21 protein-coding genes are annotated in these 18,988 nt (G+C 34.3%); 10 read left to right on the top strand and 11 right to left on the bottom strand.

The window, feature by feature from the left end:
- Positions 1 to 46: 46 nt before the first annotated feature.
- The 3 genes from CHSO_RS26380 to CHSO_RS23490 are packed head-to-tail and all read right to left on the bottom strand — an operon-like array spanning position 47 to position 1,888.
- Complete coding sequence (locus CHSO_RS26380) at positions 47 to 499, bottom strand: T9SS type A sorting domain-containing protein (protein ID WP_232509121.1); 453 nt, start codon at positions 497 to 499, stop codon at positions 47 to 49.
- Positions 438 to 1,403, bottom strand: a complete 966-nt coding sequence (locus CHSO_RS23485; protein ID WP_232509122.1) for a M64 family metallopeptidase — start codon at positions 1,401 to 1,403, stop codon at positions 438 to 440. The genes CHSO_RS26380 and CHSO_RS23485 overlap by 62 nt, the downstream gene beginning before the upstream one ends.
- Positions 1,400 to 1,888 (bottom strand): hypothetical protein, encoded by a 489-nt coding sequence (locus CHSO_RS23490; RefSeq protein WP_045501229.1) that lies wholly within the window; start codon positions 1,886 to 1,888, stop codon positions 1,400 to 1,402. Before CHSO_RS23490 ends, CHSO_RS23485 begins: the two co-directional genes overlap by 4 nt.
- Before the next feature lie 186 nt (positions 1,889 to 2,074).
- Here CHSO_RS23490 and ruvC point away from each other — a divergent pair, with 186 nt between their 5' ends.
- Positions 2,075 to 2,629, top strand: a complete 555-nt coding sequence (gene ruvC / locus CHSO_RS23495) for a crossover junction endodeoxyribonuclease RuvC (protein ID WP_045501230.1) — start codon at positions 2,075 to 2,077, stop codon at positions 2,627 to 2,629.
- Positions 2,630 to 2,659: 30 nt separating this feature from the next.
- Here ruvC and CHSO_RS23500 read toward each other — a convergent pair whose 3' ends face one another.
- Together CHSO_RS23500 and CHSO_RS23505 are read right to left on the bottom strand one after the other, a co-directional pair.
- A complete protein-coding gene (locus tag CHSO_RS23500) occupies positions 2,660 to 3,202 on the bottom strand; it encodes a hypothetical protein (RefSeq protein WP_144429023.1) in 543 nt (180 codons plus the stop codon).
- Between the two features lie 148 nt (positions 3,203 to 3,350).
- Positions 3,351 to 3,806, bottom strand: a complete 456-nt coding sequence (locus tag CHSO_RS23505; protein ID WP_045501232.1) for a hypothetical protein — start codon at positions 3,804 to 3,806, stop codon at positions 3,351 to 3,353.
- 296 nt (positions 3,807 to 4,102) lie between these two features.
- Here CHSO_RS23505 and CHSO_RS23510 point away from each other — a divergent pair, with 296 nt between their 5' ends.
- The 4 genes from CHSO_RS23510 (at position 4,103) to CHSO_RS23525 (ending at position 8,442) form a co-directional block, all read left to right on the top strand.
- Positions 4,103 to 5,173 carry a DUF4407 domain-containing protein gene (locus CHSO_RS23510; protein ID WP_045503276.1) on the top strand — a complete coding sequence of 357 codons (1,071 nt, stop codon included), beginning with the start codon at positions 4,103 to 4,105 and terminating at the stop codon, positions 5,171 to 5,173.
- A gap of 14 nt (positions 5,174 to 5,187) precedes the next feature.
- Entirely contained in the window at positions 5,188 to 7,050 is a 1,863-nt protein-coding gene (locus tag CHSO_RS23515; protein WP_045501233.1) for an AAA family ATPase, read from the top strand.
- Between the two features lie 106 nt (positions 7,051 to 7,156).
- The gene (locus CHSO_RS23520; RefSeq protein ID WP_052480708.1) at positions 7,157 to 7,750 is read left to right on the top strand and encodes a phage tail protein; all 594 of its coding nucleotides are present in this window, start codon (positions 7,157 to 7,159) and stop codon (positions 7,748 to 7,750) included.
- 5 nt (positions 7,751 to 7,755) lie between these two features.
- A complete protein-coding gene (locus CHSO_RS23525; RefSeq protein ID WP_045501234.1) occupies positions 7,756 to 8,442 on the top strand; it encodes a T9SS type A sorting domain-containing protein in 687 nt (228 codons plus the stop codon).
- 74 nt (positions 8,443 to 8,516) lie between these two features.
- On the opposite strand, the gene guaB is transcribed toward CHSO_RS23525, so the two are convergent.
- The 5 genes from guaB to CHSO_RS23550 form a co-directional block, all read right to left on the bottom strand.
- Positions 8,517 to 9,977, bottom strand: a complete 1,461-nt coding sequence (gene guaB, locus CHSO_RS23530; RefSeq protein ID WP_045501235.1) for an IMP dehydrogenase — start codon at positions 9,975 to 9,977, stop codon at positions 8,517 to 8,519.
- A gap of 214 nt (positions 9,978 to 10,191) precedes the next feature.
- Complete coding sequence (locus tag CHSO_RS23535) at positions 10,192 to 10,692, bottom strand: DUF4252 domain-containing protein (RefSeq protein ID WP_045501236.1); 501 nt, start codon at positions 10,690 to 10,692, stop codon at positions 10,192 to 10,194.
- Positions 10,693 to 10,704: 12 nt separating this feature from the next.
- Positions 10,705 to 11,985 (bottom strand): DUF4252 domain-containing protein, encoded by a 1,281-nt coding sequence (locus CHSO_RS23540; RefSeq protein WP_045501237.1) that lies wholly within the window; start codon positions 11,983 to 11,985, stop codon positions 10,705 to 10,707.
- A 46-nt stretch (positions 11,986 to 12,031) separates the two neighbouring features.
- Positions 12,032 to 12,703, bottom strand: coding sequence for a hypothetical protein (locus tag CHSO_RS23545; RefSeq protein ID WP_185114274.1), 672 nt, complete (start codon positions 12,701 to 12,703; stop codon positions 12,032 to 12,034).
- Entirely contained in the window at positions 12,678 to 13,187 is a 510-nt protein-coding gene (locus CHSO_RS23550; protein ID WP_045501238.1) for an RNA polymerase sigma factor, read from the bottom strand. Before CHSO_RS23550 ends, CHSO_RS23545 begins: the two co-directional genes overlap by 26 nt.
- A 284-nt stretch (positions 13,188 to 13,471) precedes the next feature.
- On the opposite strand from CHSO_RS23550, the gene CHSO_RS23555 reads away from it, so the two are divergent.
- The 5 genes from CHSO_RS23555 (at position 13,472) to CHSO_RS23575 (ending at position 17,706) form a co-directional block, all read left to right on the top strand.
- Positions 13,472 to 14,839, top strand: coding sequence for a hypothetical protein (locus CHSO_RS23555; RefSeq protein WP_144429024.1), 1,368 nt, complete (start codon positions 13,472 to 13,474; stop codon positions 14,837 to 14,839).
- 18 nt (positions 14,840 to 14,857) lie between these two features.
- A complete protein-coding gene (locus tag CHSO_RS23560; protein WP_045501240.1) occupies positions 14,858 to 15,409 on the top strand; it encodes a DUF6705 family protein in 552 nt (183 codons plus the stop codon).
- A gap of 2 nt (positions 15,410 to 15,411) precedes the next feature.
- Positions 15,412 to 15,870 (top strand): hypothetical protein, encoded by a 459-nt coding sequence (locus CHSO_RS23565; RefSeq protein WP_045501241.1) that lies wholly within the window; start codon positions 15,412 to 15,414, stop codon positions 15,868 to 15,870.
- Between the two features lie 140 nt (positions 15,871 to 16,010).
- Positions 16,011 to 16,844 carry a hypothetical protein gene (locus tag CHSO_RS23570; RefSeq protein WP_045501242.1) on the top strand — a complete coding sequence of 278 codons (834 nt, stop codon included), beginning with the start codon at positions 16,011 to 16,013 and terminating at the stop codon, positions 16,842 to 16,844.
- Between the two features lie 40 nt (positions 16,845 to 16,884).
- The gene (locus CHSO_RS23575; protein ID WP_045501243.1) at positions 16,885 to 17,706 is read left to right on the top strand and encodes a hypothetical protein; all 822 of its coding nucleotides are present in this window, start codon (positions 16,885 to 16,887) and stop codon (positions 17,704 to 17,706) included.
- Positions 17,707 to 17,736: 30 nt separating this feature from the next.
- Here CHSO_RS23575 and CHSO_RS23580 read toward each other — a convergent pair whose 3' ends face one another.
- On the bottom strand, positions 17,737 to 18,897 hold the full coding sequence (locus CHSO_RS23580; protein ID WP_045503285.1) for a GlmU family protein: 1,161 nt from the start codon (positions 18,895 to 18,897) through the stop codon (positions 17,737 to 17,739).
- Between the last annotated feature and the right edge of the window lie 91 nt (positions 18,898 to 18,988).

Consider the following 18,988-nt stretch of genomic DNA (forward strand, 5'->3'; position numbering starts at 1 on the left):
AAAGCTAAAGAAATCAACTAGCTAGTTGATTTCTTTTGGCTTAAATTTATTCTTTTATAATCTTTTGGGAAATAATAATGTTTTTGTTTTCAATGATATTCATCAGATAAGTTCCTGTCGGAAAATTTTTAATATCAATTTTGATTGATGCGGGCTCGCTTAGCTCAAACTTATTAGGAATATGTTTTCCTGAAGCATCATATATTTCAACATTCACATTTTTCGAGAAGTCATTTTTTCCTTTTACATAAAATTCACCTGTTGTTGGGTTCGGATAGATACTGAATCTTCTTTCTTCTGCATTCACTTCAGAAAGTCCAAGGGTAGATTTTATTAATGTCCAAGAAACATTTGTAATATGTATACTGCTATGATTATCCACTTTCAAAAGAGGATTGTTATCTACAACAGAAAAGAGTAATGTATTACTTCCCGCATTAAGTTGTGAAGGGCTCAGAGTAAGTGTATTTCCCGTGGCTGTAAGTGTGGTTCCGTTCAACTAAAGTATTAGGAACAGGAAGTATTTCATTCACTGTGAAGGTAACATCCGCTGAAGCATTTACTGAAGATGTATTGGCCGGTGTAAAAGAATCCACAGGAGAAACCAATGAATGAATTTTTTCAATGATCGTTTCTTTACACACGGAACAAAATTCTCTATCAAGAAATCTCATTTCGCAATTCTCATGAGGTCTGAACCATGTTGGGCTCTCTGTATACGGATTGATTCCTATTCCATTTATTCCGATCCAGTTTTTCCATTTTATTGTAGCAGGGTTGGAGTTCTGAGTTTTATTGGGAGATTCAAGTGAACCTGCAAACCAATATTCATCGGCTAACTCCCCAAATGAGTGTCCTAATTCATGAACTACAATCTCATTGGATGCAGCCGCTAAAGAAACAAAAGCATAAGTGCCGCCACAGCCTCCATATTCTGTGGAGTTACCTAATATGTATGTAATATCATAATCAGGAATATTAGCAGCAAGTACCTGTCCTACTTTATTAGTGGTATTACTGTACATACATCTGTGAACTCCGAAATCAAATGAAGAACCAAGATAGTTGTTGGGATTAGATACAGGAATTACCGGCTCAATAACATCTGTAGCAGTTCCCGGGTGCTTTACTCCAGATTCTGTGGAGACAACTTTAACAGCATAGGCATTGAAGTAATTTTTATACTGATTATAGGGGCTTTTTGTAAAAAGATAATTTATAGTAGTAGTAGTAGTAGTAGCTGATGTAGTAAATGCAGCTTGTTCAGAAGTGGTAAATCCATCTCCTAGTACAGCAATTACTACACGTTTATTATTATCCCCATTTTGTAAAAGAGGAACCGTTTCAAATACCTGAGCAAAACAACTGCTACTAATCAAAAGGGAAAATAAAACTTTTTTCATAATGATAGTTTTTGAGTGAATAATAGTTGAGCTCCTGACTCTGTTACTTTCTCAATTTTTACAAGTTTGATATTTTCAGAATAAGAAAACCTTGCACTGAACTCCGCGTTCTGAAGAGATGCTTTTTGTCTTGTAATTCCTTCTTTTTCGTAAACTTCTAATTCAGGGTTGAGCGGATTTTTTATAAGCTGTTGGGCTATTTCTCTTCCTCCCGATTCTGCAAGTGTAATGATATAGTCGCCTTTTTGGGCTTCATTTCTTTTAAAAGAAACAATGAATTTCAATCTTCCATTTGAAATTCTGCTGTTTTGGAGGACGATTTTGTCAATCCCTGATTGATCTTTATCTGCCTTAAAAAACAGATAAATAATTCTGTCATTTTCTGTTGCAACAGAGGTATTAGCGGATAACTCTGTCTCACTTTTTTTTTGAAAACTACATAATAAAAGAGTGAGAATGATTAGACCATTGAATATTTTTTTCATAATCAATTTTTATTTAAAATTAATAAAGTCTTCAAACAATTTCAATCAAAAACAGAAAAAAAACAAAAATACACAGAAAAAACACCAAAACAGTCAATGTAAAAATGAAAATTTTAAATATAATTAAATATTTAAAATATATTTTTCCACTCTTTAAAATGTGAGAAAGCCCTATCTTTGCCCCCAATGATTGCAGAGAAGATAATTTTAGGTATTGATCCCGGAACCGCTATTATGGGATTTGGTCTCATTTCCGTTAAAAAAGGTAAAATGGAAATGGTTTCTATTCATGAACTAATTCTGAAAAAATACCCCAACCATGAGACCAAACTAAAATATATTTTTGAAAAAACTTTAGCGCTTATTGATGAATATCATCCTGATGAAGTAGCACTTGAAGCTCCATTCTTTGGAAAAAACGTACAAAGTATGCTGAAACTAGGCCGTGCTCAAGGAGTCGCTATGGCAGCTAGCTTGTACAGAAATATTCCTATTACAGAATATTCTCCTAAAAAAATCAAAATGGCCATCACCGGAAATGGTAATGCCAGCAAAGAACAGGTAGCAGGAATGCTTCAGAATCTTCTTAATCTAAAGGAGTTTCCAACAAAATATTTAGATGCTTCCGATGGTCTTGCTGTTGCTGTATGTCATCATTTTAATTCTGGAACCATTACGGATACAAAATCGTATTCTGGATGGGATAGCTTTTTGAAGCAAAATCCGGATAGGCTAAAGTAAGTACTTTTATGAGATGCATAAAAAAGTTACTTAATCTAATATCAATGGAATTTTCTTTGTTTTTAAAATACCATGAAATATTTTAATATTATTTTTTTTCAAAGAGTCTAACTGCTCTTCTGGCAAATACTTTTTTACCTCAGTCCTGTCAAAGTTTAATTCTACCTGAATAAAATAGTCCTTTTTTTTATCAAAAGTATAGTAAGCACCTGAAGACTCTAAATCCTTTTTAAAAATTGAAATTTTCTTTGAGATTGTCTTTTCTTTATCTGGAGCCAAAACAAATTTTGATTTTGTAATGACCTTATATGTCTTTGTTCCCCAATAGTCAATCTTAACACCTTGATTCAAAAGTTTTTTCCATAGTAAAGAATCTTTGCGTTCATTGAGTATAAACTGATCCATTTCTTTTCCTCTAGGTTGTTCCCTATCAATATAAACTGTACTCACAATGGGTTCTTTACCTTCTTTATCTGTTATTAATATCGTTCCTCCTAAATACCCCCAGCCTCCGCTATTAATAAATGAAGGCGGATAAAAAATATACTTTACACCTGTATCATTATTGATCACAAAACAAGAGTTTTTATTTGTCTGATATTCTGCATCACAAAAGTTGAGTGCTATGCATGTTCGAGTGCAGCTTAGACACATCGTAAGAACCATGAATAACAAGATCTGTTTCATACTTTATTTTCGAATTTTAATGAAAATCTATTGATCATCTTTTAAAATAAATCCAGTCGCTACTTATATTATCGCAATTTTTACAAATACTTGTTTCTAAAGAAACTTTAAACCGATACCATTTATCTTTTTTTAAAGAATAAGTACTGCTTAGTATCCTGAATTTATATTGCTTTATCATATCCTTTTTGAGTAAGAATTTATAAGGAAAACATGGTTGTATAAAGCAGTCAAAATGTTTCCTGGCAAAATCTATATCCTCATATACTCCGGCTTCAGTATCACTTTTCTGAAATGCAGTAACCACCAGAGCATTATTATCAATCTTTTCCGAAACTTTAATTGGTGTTTTATTAGGATTTCCGATTTCAAGAATAACCTCTCCTGTATGAATATTATCAAGATTCAATTTATAAGTATACTCTGTTCTTTCCTGTCTTAGGCAGATCATAGGTATTAAAATAAAAAGGAAGATAGCTATTGGTTTCATAAGCTTATACAGTTTGAAAAATAAATTAATCAGATATTACTTCTCATCAATTTAATCTATCCAAGAATAGTATTTCAATCACAAGTCTCATTTTAACAATCAATTATATTAATTCCTTACTGAGACAAGAAACGAGCCTTCTACACATAGAAATAAAATTAATCAATTTTTTTAATACGTGAAACCATCGTCTCAACAAGTTATTTAAAGCCAACAGTTAAATTACTTGGTAAAACATAATACTATCTTTTACATTGGTATGATTTTTAATATTACCTTTGTATAAATTTTCTATGATGAAAACAAACCAACAAACTATAAATCAAACGAATCATAAAATAAATTGGTTCCAGAAGTTCCTGATGGTATGCTCCGGTGGGAATATTCATATTTTAAGAAAGACTCCGAGTGAATGGAATAAATTTTCCGGTATTGGAGGTATTGTGCTTTTCACTGCCGTGTTTGCTACTTTATCAGCAGGTTATGCCATGTATACCGTATTTGATGATATCTGGGCAGCAGTAGGATTTGGAATTTTATGGGGATTAATGATTTTTAATCTTGACCGGTATATTGTGTCTTCCATCAAAAAAACCGGAACATGGTGGAATCAGATATTGATGTCTATTCCCCGTTTAATCCTTGCTACATTTTTAGGAATTATTATTTCAAAACCTTTAGAGCTTAAAATCTTTGAAAAGGAGGTGAATAAACAACTGAACACCATTATTCAAAGAAATAAAAAACAACTTCAGGGTGAAATGAGCGGAAGAATTCTTCAGCAGAGCGGCCCTTTTGAAACGGAAAAGAAACAAATCGCAGAAAAAACTGCCCTATATCAACAGTCATACGATTCTGCAGCTGTAGAACTTGAAAAGGAAATTTTGGGGAAAGAGTCCGGTTTAACCAGTGGAAAAGAAGGATTCGGGCCGAATGCTAAGCGCAAGCAGCAATTGAAGGAGCAACGCAGACAGGATCTTGAAAACTATCAAAAACAGGTAGCTCCAAGACTGGCATATCTGGATCAGGAAATTTCAAAGGTGTATACCAATCTTGAAACTGAAAGAAAGTCTACAGAAACCTTTGAAGATAAATTTAACGGTTTTGCTGCCCGACTTCAGGCTTTGGACGAACTCGGTAAAAGCTCAGCCATCATAGGATTGGCAGCCACTTTTATCATGGGTTTATTTATCTGTCTTGAAATCTCACCGGTTCTGGTAAAACTAATTTCTCATGTTGGACCTTACGACTATCTTTTAGAAAAAACAGAAAACGACTTCAGATTATATTCGAAGGAAAAAATTGAAAAGGGAAATGCTCTAACTGATTTCAGAGTTGAAGATTTCAAGGATAATCTAAAAAAATAGTGTATTTTTCATCCATGATTATTGATAAAGAAGAAATCCAGAAGAAAAAGAAAAAGCTGGACGATTGTAAGGCTTATCTTAAAAAAGAATTTATTGGCATAGATAAGATCATCGATGATATCATGGAATATCTGCAGATCTGGTATCTGATGCCTGAGATCCTAACCCGCCCTGTAGTTATCAATCTATGGGGAATGACCGGAGTGGGAAAAACCGACCTGGTAAGAAAAATGGTTCGTTTTCTTGATTTTCAAAACCGTTTTGTGGAGATTGAATTAAGCAATACGGATGAAACTTCATGGAGTAAAAGCGTTTCCGATATCTTACAAAGTAATGGACTAAGTGATGAGAAGCCAAGCATCGCCCTTTTCGACGAGATCCAACGTTTTAATACTATAGATCCGGATGGCATTCCGGTTCCACAAACCAAATTCACTGATTTTTGGGAACTTTTAAGTGATGGGCGCCTAAGCAAAAGAGAACGGGAAGATCTTGAACATTATTTATTCTCTTACCTTTTCCGAAAGAAAGAAAATGACAGACGAAAACTAAATGGAGAAATAGAACTGGATGAAAATCCGTACCTGAACTTATGGGATGCCAAAGAATTAAAAAAATACCTCAGCATGGATGATGATGTGATGAGCATCATTGACATGAAAGAGGAAGACATGATTAAGCTGATCCGAAAAAAGCAGAAAGAAAAGAAAATCTATGAACCCGTGGATTACAGCAAGATGCTTATCATCATCAGCGGAAATCTGGATGAAGCCTTTCAGATGTCAAAAGAAACCAGTGAAGCAGATGTGGATGCCAATATTTACCATGCATTCACTAAAAAAATAACAGTTGTTGATATTAAAAATGCCCTAGCCAGAAAATTCCGTCCTGAGCAGGTAGCCAGATTCGGGAATATTCATCTAATTTATTTTTCATTAAAAACCGAGGATTTTCATACATTGATCCAAAGAGAGATCAATAATCTGAAACATCAAACAAAAACAAAATTCGGAGTTTCTTTAAAAATAAATAAAGCCATCAACGAGCTGATCTACAGAAATGGAGTATTTCCCGTTCAGGGAGTTCGTCCTGTATTCAGCAGTGTTGTGGATATTTTGGATACCAACCTCAGCAAGTTCTTGTTTGAGGCCATTATTCATGATGATAAAAACATCGAAATCAATTATCTTCAGGAGAAAAAAATTATTGCAGGAAAGATTGGTAACAGGATCATTGAAATTCCTTATCTGGGAAGAATTGACAGCATACGACAAGCCAACCAACAAGATGCTATAGCCAATATCAGTGTTCATGAATGTGGACATGCAGTCTCTTATATGCTATACACAGGCTTTGCCCCATTACAGCTTAAAAGTAAGGTAGCAAGCAGCTATGCAGCCGGCTTTACTTTCCCACACCAAATCCATGACACTAAGGAAAGCCTTCTGGATAGAATCAAAATTTATCTTGCCGGAGGAATTGCTGAAGAAATTATTTTCGGAGACCAGCATGCCAGTATTGGCAGAAGCCACGACAGGGAACAAGCAACAAGCCTGGCTATTGATTTTATCAGAAAATATGGTTTTGAAGAAGATTTTCAGGCTACTTATAATCTGGAAGCTTATCCTCACCGTATGCAGCAGCACATCACAGATGAAAGAATAGAAAAACTGATGCAGGAACTTGTACAAAAAACAAGAGAAGACCTGATTCTGCATCTTGATCTGCTTAAAAACATGAGCAAAACCCTTAGCGAAAAAGGAAGTATGTCTCCAAAAGAAATCTATGATATTGCAGTTAAGCACCAATTGGAAGTAAGCATCAAAGAGGAAGGTTATCTGCATATTATAAATTATCATGATTTACTAAATTCCTAGAGAAAATATCTATAGAAATCGTAAAAACCATTAATAAATTCAAACCTTTTAGTTCAATCTGAAAGGTTTTTTCTTTTTAAATTTATACTAGTAAAAATCAATTATCATGAAAAATTTACTTTTCGTTTGTGCACTGCTCATCTGCAGTGTACTTTCCCCTGCATTAAAGGCTCAAGGATCAGAACCTTTTCTGGGACAAATTGCATTCGTACCCTATAATTTTGCCCCAAATGGTTGGGCCGAATGTAACGGACAATTGATGTCTATTGCGCAAAACCAAGCTCTTTTTTCATTATTGGGAACTACTTACGGTGGAGATGGGATTACTACATTCGCATTACCCGATATGAGAGGCAGGGTACTTGTTCATAATGGACAGGCTCCTGGAGGACCTACCAATTATACCATTGGGCAAACCGGCGGGACTGAGAGTGTAGCTTTAACTGTAGCACAAATGCCAGCTCACAATCATACGGTAAATGCTGTCACAGCTGAAGGAAATCAAAATGTTCCCACAGGAAATCTTCCCGCCAACACGAAGATTCTTGACAAAGAATATTCAGATGCAGCAACAGATACTACCATGAAAAACACAATGCTGAACAACACAGGAGGCAGCCAGCCTCATGAAAACAGGCAGCCATTTCTTACATTAAAATGTATTATTGCATTAAACGGTATTTTCCCTTCACATCCCTAATTGTTATGAAATACCTTTACTTACTATGTCTGGTTTCTGTGGGCTCAGCTTCAGCCCAGACGATTAACTTTAGCGGATGTTATAATCTATTTGAAAATCAGAATTTTATTTTCAATAAAACAGGCGTAGATGCTTTTAATAAAAACATTTATATAACAACTCCGATTAATGATCAGCAGCCTTGTGGTGGATTGGGAAACTGTGAATTTAAAATTCAGTGGAATAACGCGCTTACAAGATGGGAATTTCTTGGTGATGAAGGAAACGGAACTTTTACCGCTCCTTATTTAATTTATTACAATTCAACAGGAAATAATTCCCTTCCTATACCTCCTGGTAATACTGCTGGAACCTGGATTGAAAATACAGTCGTAACAAACGGAAACTGTAATGGAAATCTTACAACCGGCAATTCTACAATGACCGGTGACGTACAGGGTCCCGCACTTGGAATACAAGAAGTTTCTAAAGATAAAATTCAAATTTTCCCTAATCCTGTTTCAGATTTTATCCAAATTTCAGGTATTAGTGACGGACAAGTGATGCAGATTTACAATATTGACGGAAGACTTTTAAGGTCTGAAGTATTTAATTCAAAAGTTAATGTTTCACAGCTTACATCAGGTGTTTATATATTAAAAATAACAACCAGGGGAATGCAGTTTTTTGAATTTAAATTTGTGAAAAAATAAATAAGAAATTTTAAAATCGAATAAAAAAAGACTGCCTTATGATAAGACAGTCTTTTCTATGTTATGAATACTCTTTATAAAGAATAATTAGGAGCTTCCTGAGTGATAATCACATCGTGTGGGTGTGATTCTTTCAATCCGCTTCCTGTAATCATTACCAATTTGGAATCTCTCTGTAAAGTTTCAATATCTTTAGCTCCACAATATCCCATTCCTGCTCTTAATCCTCCAACTAACTGGAAAATAACTTCTTCCAATTTACCTTTACTTGGAACTCTTCCTTCAATTCCTTCCGGAACGAATTTTTTAGCCTCACTTTGGAAATATCTTTCTTTTCCTCCTCTCTTCATAGCAGAAAGGCTTCCCATTCCTTGGTATGTTTTGAATTTTCTACCTTGGAAAATGATTTCTTCACCCGGAGCTTCATCAGTTCCTGCTAAAAGTGATCCTAACATCACTGCTCCTGCTCCACTAGCAATTGCTTTTACGATATCTCCTGATAATTTAATACCTCCGTCAGCAATTACTGCGATATTTTTAGTCTGAGCATATTCGTAAACATTATAGATCGCAGATAATTGAGGAACCCCAACTCCAGCAACTACTCTGGTTGTACAAATAGAACCAGGGCCAACACCTACTTTCAGAACGTTTGCACCAGCTTCTATAAGATCTTTTGCAGCTTCAGCTGTTACGATATTACCACCAACGATATCCAAATCCGGATATACTTGTCTGATTTCTTTAATCTTATTTAAAACTCCAATAGAATGTCCGTGAGCAGAATCAATACCAATGATATCAACACCCGCTTTTACAAGAGCTTCGATTCTTTCCAATGTATCTTCACCAACTCCAACACCTGCACCAACGATTAACCTACCGTTTTGATCTTTGTTTGCATTTGGATATTCAAGCTGATTATCAATATCTTTAATGGTAATTAAACCAACCAATTTATTTTCAGCATCTACAATAGGAAGTTTTTCAACTCTGTTTTTAAGAAGAATTTCTTTTGCTTTCTCAAGATTGGTATTTTTATCAGAAGTGATCAGGTTATCTTTAGTCATGATCTCTTCAACCTTTGCACCAAGGTTTTCCTGATATTTTACGTCTCTGTTTGTGATAATTCCGATTAATACATTATTTGCATCAACCACGGGAAGGCCAGATATTTTATATTTAGCCATTAATTCTCTAGCTTCACCTAAAGTATGATCTTTTGAAAGCGTTACAGGATCAGAGATCATTCCGTTTTCAGAACGTTTTACTCTGTTTACTTGTGCAGCCTGTTCTGCGATCGTCATATTTTTATGAATGAAACCTAAACCACCAACTCTAGCCAATGCAATTGCCAAATCTGCCTCTGTAACAGTGTCCATTGCAGCGGAAACTATCGGAACATTCAGCGTGATTTTGTCGGTAAGTCTTGATTTTAATGAAACCTGGTTAGGTAAAACTTCTGAATAAGAAGGGACTAGAAGAACGTCATCGAAAGTGATGGCTGTCTCTACAATTTTGTTATGAATAGACATCTTTACTTTCTTTGCAAAATTAGGTTATTTTAATGACATATGAAAATCTATTTTAATAGTTTAAATAAAATTTAATAATCAATAAGTTAAATCGAAAAACCGCTCTTTTTAAGAACGGTTTTCCTGTACAAAATAAATTTAGTTTATCCGAAACTACTTGCAACAATTAATTTTTCTTGATAGTTAAAGCATAATATAAGGTTTCAATCATTTCCTATTTATCTGAAACAGCATTAATCATTTTTGAAATATCGTCAGGAGTAAAGCTTCCTTTTACATCCACAAATACCAATTCCTTATCTGAATTTACCGTAATCAGCATGTTTTTAATAGCTTCACCCTTTTGTTTTACCCGCAGATTTACATTTTCTCCATTATGTTTTATGGTAGCCCAGTCTTCGTAGTGATTATTATTCAAAAACTTAGCATAATCATTCAGCATTTCTTTGCTGCCGTTTTCTACGGTAAGAACCTTTATTTTCGAAACCTTTTTGATAAGGCTGATAAGTTCTTCACTTTCTCCATCTTCTCTTAAAGCCTTCTTGATATATGGTTTGGCAAGCAATAGTGGTACATTAAAACTTGTAAACTTGGCATCCTTAAAATTATAACTGGTACTTGAAAAGAAATCCATGTTGGGTTTTTCAGAAACAATACAGGACTGAAGGGTACTTATTACCAAAAATGGAAAGAAAATAATTCTGAGCGTTTTCATGGTGATAATTTTTTAATCAATTGGTCTTAACAACCCTCCTGATGTTTTACTAATATTAGCATCTATCTCCGGTCTTCCTCTATACCTAACAGATCCTCCTGATGATGCTCTCACTTTCAATTTATCTGAAACACTTACCGTAAGATTTCCTCCGGAAGTGGCTTCCGTCTCAAGGTAAGTAAATTTCAGATCGTCAGCTTTACATAGTGCTCCACTGCTGATATCAATGGTTCCTGAATCAGCTTTTCCACTCAAACTGATATTAGAACCGCTTGAACTTTTAATCCCAATATTACCGGCTGTAATTCCTGCTCTGATGTTTGATCCTGAAGATACTGAAATGTTTGCAGCATTTGAAATTTTGAAATCTCCGGTAATATTGGATCCGGATGAGGCATCAATTTTCATATTTTTCTCCTGAATAGAATTGACGATGGTAAGGTTAGAACCCGATGAGACATCAATACTTTCCATTCTTGGAGAAGATACATTAACACTTAAATTTTTAAATCTCAGATTTCTTACTCCTTTATTATCAATATAAATTCTCAAAACGCCATTTTCCACCTTTGTAATGATATACTCTAGCTTATCTGAATCAGCGATCACTTTTATACTGGTTGGTTTTTCTTGTTTAAAAATTACGTTTACTCCTGTACTCACTTGAATCCCTGAAAAATCGCCTACGTTTCTGGCCTCTCCATTGAGGTAAGACGAATTATTATCTGATGTAATATTATTTCTTGTATTGGAAATTGGGTTCTTCTTAGTTTCACTGGAGTTAATAATTTTACTTACATCATCCATAGACAGTTTTCCGTCCAGCATTACAAAAATACTTTCCCCACTTCCGCCGTCAATACTAAGCAACAGATCATCCAGAATACCATTCTTAGCTTCTGCAGAAAGAAATTTCACTTTAGCTCCCGCATTATTCACGGACATAATCTCGCTGTAGTTCAGATTTTTTAAATAGGAAGAAATATCCTTACTTAGCTGGGACATACTAGTCTGAACCTTACGCCCTTCAGCAGTATTTCCTTTTTCCGGGTTTTCAGTAATCAAAATCTTGAGGCCGTTAATTTTTGATAATAACGGTTTAATCTGATCCAGCTGAGAGTCATCAATATTAAGACTGCTGAGCATCCCGAACATCGGTTTTGCAATTTTAATAGAGGTTACTCCCTCTACATCCTGATATTTATCAAAAAGCTGGTCAAATTTATCTTTTTGCCCATACACGTTAAAGAAATGGGAAAAAGCAAGAGCGAATATTATGAATAGTTTTTTCATGAGTCAATTTTATTTTTTAAGTTAATGATGGCAACCGTTTTTATGATTAATAATCGTCTTCTACCACCGTAGGCTGTGCCAATTTTTCACTAACGTTATTTGCAAATATCTGGAATGAGTATTTTGTTACATTTATTGCTTCTTCTACATTGTCAATTTTTTTACCATTTACAATTACATAAGAGTTTTCATAGCCTGTAGAATCTTTAGATAAATTATTTTTAAAAGAGGAATTGTCTGCATATCTTGGTCTTCTTTCCTTTTTAAGTCTTCCTCTTTTTGGTAAGATTTCATCCATCACATCTTTTTCAGCGACATGATTATCCTGAAAGATAGAATCTTTTTTGGCTCCAGAAATAGAATCGGTATGATTCACTGCCACCTGTTGCTGATGATTATGGTTTTCTTCAATAAAACCGGACTTCTGTTTCAATACTTCATTTTTCACAATACTTTCCTTATCCTGAACTCCTGTCCCGGAATTATTTTTAAGGAAAAATCCAATCCCAAAGACCAGCGTTACACTGGCGGCCATCCAGAACCATTTGGGAAATGAGGGCTTTTTATTTTCTTTAAGAGGAATAATAGGCGTTGTGTTTTCTTCAGAGGTTTTATTTTCGGTCTGCTGAAGGAAATCATCAAAGCTCCATTCCATTTTTTCTTCCTTTATACCCCGGAAGATTTCGTCGTATTTATCTTGTAATTGATCTTTTTTCATAGCTCATCAGTTGTGAGATTTGTTCTTTTACTTTTTGTCTTGCCCGCATAAGGTTTACCCTTACTGCATTTTCCTCCATTTCCAGCATTTCAGAAATTTCGGAAACATCGTACTCTTCTACATCTTTCAAGTGGATCACCAGCTTCTGCTTTTCGGGGAGTTGATTAATAAATCCTATAATATATTCTTTAAGGTTATCAACTTCCATACTGTAAAGTTCCGATCGGTGAAGCTGCATATCCGCAAAGCCTATCTTCACATCGTGATGCTTCAGGCGGTTCAGGCATTCGTTCCGGACAGACTTCAGCGCATAGGATTTTAAATTCCCAAACTGCTCCAATTCATCCCTCTTCTGCCAGAACTTCATCATGATTTCCTGCACTACATCTTCTGCCTCATCACTACTCATGACGAATCGCTTCGCAAAACGATACATCTCGTCTTTGAGAATAAACACCGTATTCTTGAAAGTTTCTTGGGTCATGAGTTTTGTTTCTTATAGGTAAGACAACCAGTCTTTACAATCTATTACATCAAAAATAAAAAAACTTTAAAAATATTTGAAGTTTTTATTTTTATAGCATGACTACCTTCGGCCAAACGATCTCCAAATCGTGTTCCTGTTTCTAGTTTATATAAACCTATTTTTTCTTTTAGAAAAATCATAAGGAAACCCATATTTTTTTATGCTAAAGTAGATAATTTAAATTCCCATATTCGGGATATAATAAAATTATTTATATTTAACAAATAAAAAAACAAATGTCTATGAGAAAAAAAATTATTCTCCGCCTGATACTTTTTTCAGTATTAGCGTTTTCAATCTACTCCTGTATGCATGATGATCTCAGCAATCCTCAGCCGGAACAACAGGCCCCTGCATCCTCTTTCAATGTATTCAGGAAGGACAGTACCGGAAAAGATCCGGATTATGCAAGAGGTTTTGCAGTGTTGTATGGGAAGTATCAAAACCTACATCCCGCCTTTAAGCAATCTGTTGCCAGAAATATAAAAGACGGAAAACCTGCTGTCTTTTTCCGCCTTGCATCAGAAGTTCTTATGCTGGATGATGGCAGTAAAGCGGTGATCTATCCTGTAGTAACAGATGACCATATTACAGGACTAGCAGCCGGAGTCCTGAACCAGGAAGAAAATTATGTATCTTACCGTATGGTTTCGGAAACTACGGAAAACTATGAAAACATTATTTCCGCATTCAGAATCCGTTTTGCTTTATTTCCTAAAGATAATACCATGAAACCCGGAGGCAATGGCAGCGGATGCAATGATGTATCAGGCTGTGGAGAAACCCAGATAGAACCTATTGTGATAAGACCTAAACCCAGAAGCATACAATGGGGTGGCAGTGGCGATAATGATCCCTGGGGCAATGATCCGGATAATCCGCCAGGTGGAGAGTGCGGTGGCTTCGGAGATTGTGGTGGCAGTGGCGGAAATAATAACCCTTCCAATCCTGAAACACCACAAAATCCTTGTGAAAAAATCAAAGAAAAACAGAATAGTTCAAAATATGCAGAGAGATTTAATGCTCTGAATAAGGCTGATATCTTTAATATGGACAGAGAGAGAGGATTTTATGAAAAACAACCGCCATTAGGAGTAAATACAGAAGCAGGATTTGTACAAGTGGATGGGCCCCCAGGCTCTACAGGCCTCGATCTTCCTGATGATACTACAGGTATCTCAGGTCTATTTCATTCACACAATAATGTAGATGGAAGCATTAAAATATTTTCTCCTACTGATGTAAAAACATTTATTAATACGTTTTTGAAAAATGCAGGAACATATGGAGGGGGTTATGCTAATGCATATTCTACCGTAGTAACTTCTGAAGGAAGTTATACCATAAAATATACAGGAACTGCACACCCTGGGGGTGTTGATTACTATACAGCAAAATCATGGGGAGAGTGGTATGAAAGGGAAATGGGAGCAATTCAGGACTCAAATGGTGATATTTCTCAGGATAAAGTAGAAACTGTTTTTACTAGATTTCTTCAAGAAGTCGTAAATAAGCCTGGTCTGGAAGTATATAAAGTAACAGCCAATACAGCTTCTAAAATGACTTATAATCCAACTACTAAAAAAGCAGATAAAGTTGATTGTCCTTAAATATTTAAATGTAAAAAAATGAAAAATATATTTTTTATCACCATACTTTTTGTGGGAATATTTTGTAAAGCTCAAACATATCCATTAACTGAAACTCAAGTTCCCGCAGGAGCTTATATCTCAGATACTCAAAATAACCTCCCACCATTTGAAGGAGACTGGGCCGGAATTTGGGCCGGGAAAACTTTTTTAATTAACTTTAAGAAAATAACTAATATACACGATAATCATTGTAATTGCAACAGAGATTATTTAATTGGAAAATTTCAAGTGAAAGATATTTCAGGAAATATTTTATTCAATAACATGAATCTTCCTGACAATGCAGCTAAAATTGAAGGTATTAAAATTTTTCCTAATGGTAAATATCTATTAACTTATGTGGATGCCGATCTTTGTCTTAAAAGTGGTAGGGTTTCCATAGAATTTACTAATACTACAAAAACTGAAATGAAATTTAAATTTATGGAAACGAGTCAACTTATAGATTCAGAATGTTTTTATCACGGAAAACCTATTGACCAGAGACCAGAGCCATTGCCTAAGGAAATTATTTTAAATAAACACTAATTATGCATAAGGTATTATTCATATTTATCTTTCTATTCTGCTCCAAGTATTTATTTTCTCAGGAAACTTATATAAAATTTCAGCATTCAAACGCAATTATTGTTGGAAAGAAGGTTGATATTTTATTCGAAGTTTCTAAAAGAAATAAAGTAAAAGTTTTTGTTAAAAAAAACAGAAGTAGAGAATACAGTTCAAAGATTTCTAAGAAGAGATTTGATAAAATCTATAGTGCAATTCTAAAGATTAAAAATGATACAATTTCAGTGAAAAATAATTTAATAGATGGATCTTTCACAACAATAACTTTAAATGACAGTTTGGGAAGTAAAAAAAAATATCATGCTTCAGGATTAAACAGTAAATCTCAGAGCTCTGCATCTCAAAAAGATTTTTGGTATGCAACTAAGTTGATAATAGTATCTTCAGGGCTTGAAATGGAAGATTTGATAGATTACAAATAGAAATGTTTTTATAACTTATAAAATAGAATTAAAATCAAGTGTATAGAAACTTGGACCAGATTCTTTTTATCATGAAAACTGTAGATCAAAAGCAAAACTACCGTTACTTAATGAAATCAGCTTAGTTACAAACACAGATTATGAAAAACCGAATTAAAATCCACAATCCCTGCCCAGAAAAATGGGATGACATGCAGGATTTTCCTTCTGGAAAGTTCTGTGAGAAATGTTCCAAATGCGTAATAGACCTTACAGATAAGACGGATCAACAGATTCGGGACATTATAAAAGCTGCTAACGGAAAAGAAATCTGCGGAAGAATATCTACAAGACCTTTAGCTTTGGCTGCTGCGGGAATTATCTTAGTGACTAATCTGAGTTTCGCTCAGACACAAACTAAAAATAGCTTCAATATCACTACTGAACAAAAAGTAACAGAGATTACAAAAGTGTCTGGTAAACTTATCTTTAAAAGAACAAAAAAGGAAATTCCTAATGCAGAAGTTTTCTTTATCTGTAAATCAAAATATATAAAAACAATCAGCGATGAAAACGGAAATTTCACATTAGAAATACCTAATGAAATGCTTGAGCGCAAAAACGTTTTATACTTTGACTTTGAGAAATTAAATAATGAAGTCTATAAAAATTTAGACAAAAAGCCTTCTCATCTGATGCAAGATGATATATATGAAAACACTTCAATTATTTTTCTAAAAAAGGAACAGATAAATGAGAAAGAATTTCAAATTGATTCTCAACATCGATATTTAGAATTAGGTGCTGTAGTATTAACATCCGAAAGACCTCCAGATTATTACTACTCTGATGGAAAAAGTATTAGTGGAAAAAAATTTGACCAATTAAAAAATGAGAATCCAAATTATCAATACTTCCTTTTTACAGGTAAAGAAGCAGAAGTTATTTCCAAAAAAGGCGATTTAAGCAGTTTACAACTAATATTTTCAAATTAAAAAAAGCTATTCTAGAAGGCTTCATTTACAAACACTGATTATGAAAAACCAAATTAAAATCCACAATTCCTGCCCTGAAAACTGGGATAATATGCAGGATTTTCCTTCAGGGAAATTCTGTGATAAATGTTCCAAATGTGTTGTAGATTTTACAAATAAAACAGATGAGCAGATCAAAGATATTTTAACAGCAGCCAACGGAAAAGAAATTTGCGGAAGAATATCAACAAGACCTTTAGCTTTAGCTGCTGCAGGAATTATCTTAGTAACTAATCTGACTTTCGCTCAGGCACAAACTAAAAATAATTTCAATATTACCACTGAACAAACAGCAACAGATATTACAAAAGTGTCTGGAAGATTAATATTCAAAGAAACACAAAAAGCGATTCCAAATGCAGAAGTTTTCTTTATAACCCAGAAGAAATTTTTAAAATCTACAACTAATGAGAATGGTTATTTTAAGCTAGATATTCCAAATAATCTTATAGAAGAAGAAAACGTTTTACACTTCAATTTTGATAAATTGAATGAAAAAAGAAGGATAGAGAAAAATATAAAAGATACTATAAGTGCTAGTAATTATGGAGATCAGACAATCATTTTTTCAAGCAAAGAAAAAGTTGAAAATAAAAAATTTCAAATTGATTATAAGGGATTTGAAATTGGAGCTGTTGTAGTCGTAGAGAACCCTCCACCAAATTATTACTATTTCGATGGGAAAAGCATTAGCAAGGAAAAATTTGAAAAATTAAAAAAGGAAAATCCTCAATATCAATATTTTTCTTTTGATGGAAAAGAAGCTGATATCATTTCTCAGGATAACTTTATAGATACTTTATATCTATTATATTCAAACTAAAAAACCTCCAATCGGAGGTTTTATTTTTTATTAATACGTTTCAAAAACATGCTTCAAAATAGCCTTATCTTCTTCTGTTAAAGCCACCTTTCTTCTGGCCATTGCTCTTTCGGCTACTTCATAGACTTTATCTAATCTGAATCTTTCATCATCTTTTAAGCCGCCCCATGAGAAGTTTTCCACAAGGTTAGGTGGAAAACCTGGTTTGAAGATATTGGATGCTACTCCAATTACAGTTCCAGTATTCAGCTGTGTATTGATGGCTGTTTTGGAATGGTCACCCATAATCAGGCCTGCAAATTGTAAACCTGTATCTTCAAAAGCTTTGGTTCTGTAGTTCCAGAATCTTACATTTCCGTAATTGTTTTTCATGTTGGAAGAATTGGTATCTGCTCCGAAGTTGCACCATTCTCCAATAACCGAGTTTCCTACAAAGCCTTCATGCCCTTTACTGGAATATCCGAAAATAATAATGTTGTTCACCTCTCCTCCTACTTTACAGTGTGGTCCTATGGTAGTAGCTCCATAGATTTTAGCTCCTAGATTAAATTTGGAATCATCACAAAGCGCGATAGGTCCGCGAAGGTGACAACCTTCCATCACCTCTGTATTTTTACCGATGTATATTTTTCCGGTTTTTGTATTGATCGTTGAGAATTCAACATACGCTCCTTCTTCAATGAAAAGGTCTTTTTTATCACCCAGGAAACCATTGGTAGAAGAGAGTTCCTGTGAAGTTCTTCCTTTAGTAAGAAGATCAAAATCGAAATCAATTGCATGATGGTTATAGGTAAATAAATCTTTTGGTTTTTTAAAGAAAATAAGTTCTTCTTTAATGTCTGTCATTTTTTCGATCTGATGAAGGGAAAATCCTTTCATATTGATCTTCGCTGCTACCAATTCGTCTTCATACACCAAAGCTTCACCCTGCTTAAGGTCTTTGATCTGCTGAATAACAGTTTCTGTAGGAATAAAGTTCGGAACGATAAAAAGACTTTCTTTTTCTTCCGGCGTTTTAAATTTATCCTGAAGATACATTTCCGTAAAATATGAAACTTCAGTATTCCCCAGAATTCTCTGCCATCTTTCAGCGAAGGTAAGAATTCCGCATCGCATGGCTGCAACTGGTCTGGTAAAAGTAAGCGGAAGGAAATCTTCCCAATATTGTGCGTCTGAAAATACTAATTGCATTTTTTGATTTTTAGCTGGAGATTTTACGCTCCGAAAGTTACATTTGGTTTCTAAGCTGTGTCTTGAACAAAAATACAAAAAGATAGGAGAA

Source organism: Chryseobacterium sp. StRB126, assembly GCF_000829375.1.
Taxonomy (GTDB): domain Bacteria; phylum Bacteroidota; class Bacteroidia; order Flavobacteriales; family Weeksellaceae; genus Chryseobacterium.

Excerpts from the sequence above, each read along its gene's own strand:
- CHSO_RS23485 (WP_232509122.1), bottom strand. The coding sequence starts at position 1,403 with ATGAAAAAAGTTTTATTTTCCCTTTTGATTAGTAGCAGTTGTTTTGCT.
- CHSO_RS23490 (WP_045501229.1), bottom strand. The coding sequence starts at position 1,888 with ATGAAAAAAATATTCAATGGTCTAATCATTCTCACTCTTTTATTATGT.
- ruvC (WP_045501230.1), top strand. The coding sequence starts at position 2,075 with ATGATTGCAGAGAAGATAATTTTAGGTATTGATCCCGGAACCGCTATT.
- CHSO_RS23505 (WP_045501232.1), bottom strand. The coding sequence starts at position 3,806 with ATGAAACCAATAGCTATCTTCCTTTTTATTTTAATACCTATGATCTGC.
- CHSO_RS23510 (WP_045503276.1), top strand. The coding sequence starts at position 4,103 with ATGAAAACAAACCAACAAACTATAAATCAAACGAATCATAAAATAAAT.
- CHSO_RS23515 (WP_045501233.1), top strand. The coding sequence starts at position 5,188 with ATGATTATTGATAAAGAAGAAATCCAGAAGAAAAAGAAAAAGCTGGAC.
- CHSO_RS23520 (WP_052480708.1), top strand. The coding sequence starts at position 7,157 with ATGAAAAATTTACTTTTCGTTTGTGCACTGCTCATCTGCAGTGTACTT.
- CHSO_RS23525 (WP_045501234.1), top strand. The coding sequence starts at position 7,756 with ATGAAATACCTTTACTTACTATGTCTGGTTTCTGTGGGCTCAGCTTCA.
- guaB (WP_045501235.1), bottom strand. The coding sequence starts at position 9,977 with ATGTCTATTCATAACAAAATTGTAGAGACAGCCATCACTTTCGATGAC.
- CHSO_RS23535 (WP_045501236.1), bottom strand. The coding sequence starts at position 10,692 with ATGAAAACGCTCAGAATTATTTTCTTTCCATTTTTGGTAATAAGTACC.
- CHSO_RS23540 (WP_045501237.1), bottom strand. The coding sequence starts at position 11,985 with ATGAAAAAACTATTCATAATATTCGCTCTTGCTTTTTCCCATTTCTTT.
- CHSO_RS23545 (WP_185114274.1), bottom strand. The coding sequence starts at position 12,703 with ATGAAAAAAGATCAATTACAAGATAAATACGACGAAATCTTCCGGGGT.
- CHSO_RS23550 (WP_045501238.1), bottom strand. The coding sequence starts at position 13,187 with ATGACCCAAGAAACTTTCAAGAATACGGTGTTTATTCTCAAAGACGAG.
- CHSO_RS23555 (WP_144429024.1), top strand. The coding sequence starts at position 13,472 with ATGAGAAAAAAAATTATTCTCCGCCTGATACTTTTTTCAGTATTAGCG.
- CHSO_RS23560 (WP_045501240.1), top strand. The coding sequence starts at position 14,858 with ATGAAAAATATATTTTTTATCACCATACTTTTTGTGGGAATATTTTGT.
- CHSO_RS23565 (WP_045501241.1), top strand. The coding sequence starts at position 15,412 with ATGCATAAGGTATTATTCATATTTATCTTTCTATTCTGCTCCAAGTAT.
- CHSO_RS23570 (WP_045501242.1), top strand. The coding sequence starts at position 16,011 with ATGAAAAACCGAATTAAAATCCACAATCCCTGCCCAGAAAAATGGGAT.
- CHSO_RS23575 (WP_045501243.1), top strand. The coding sequence starts at position 16,885 with ATGAAAAACCAAATTAAAATCCACAATTCCTGCCCTGAAAACTGGGAT.
- CHSO_RS23580 (WP_045503285.1), bottom strand. The coding sequence starts at position 18,897 with ATGCAATTAGTATTTTCAGACGCACAATATTGGGAAGATTTCCTTCCG.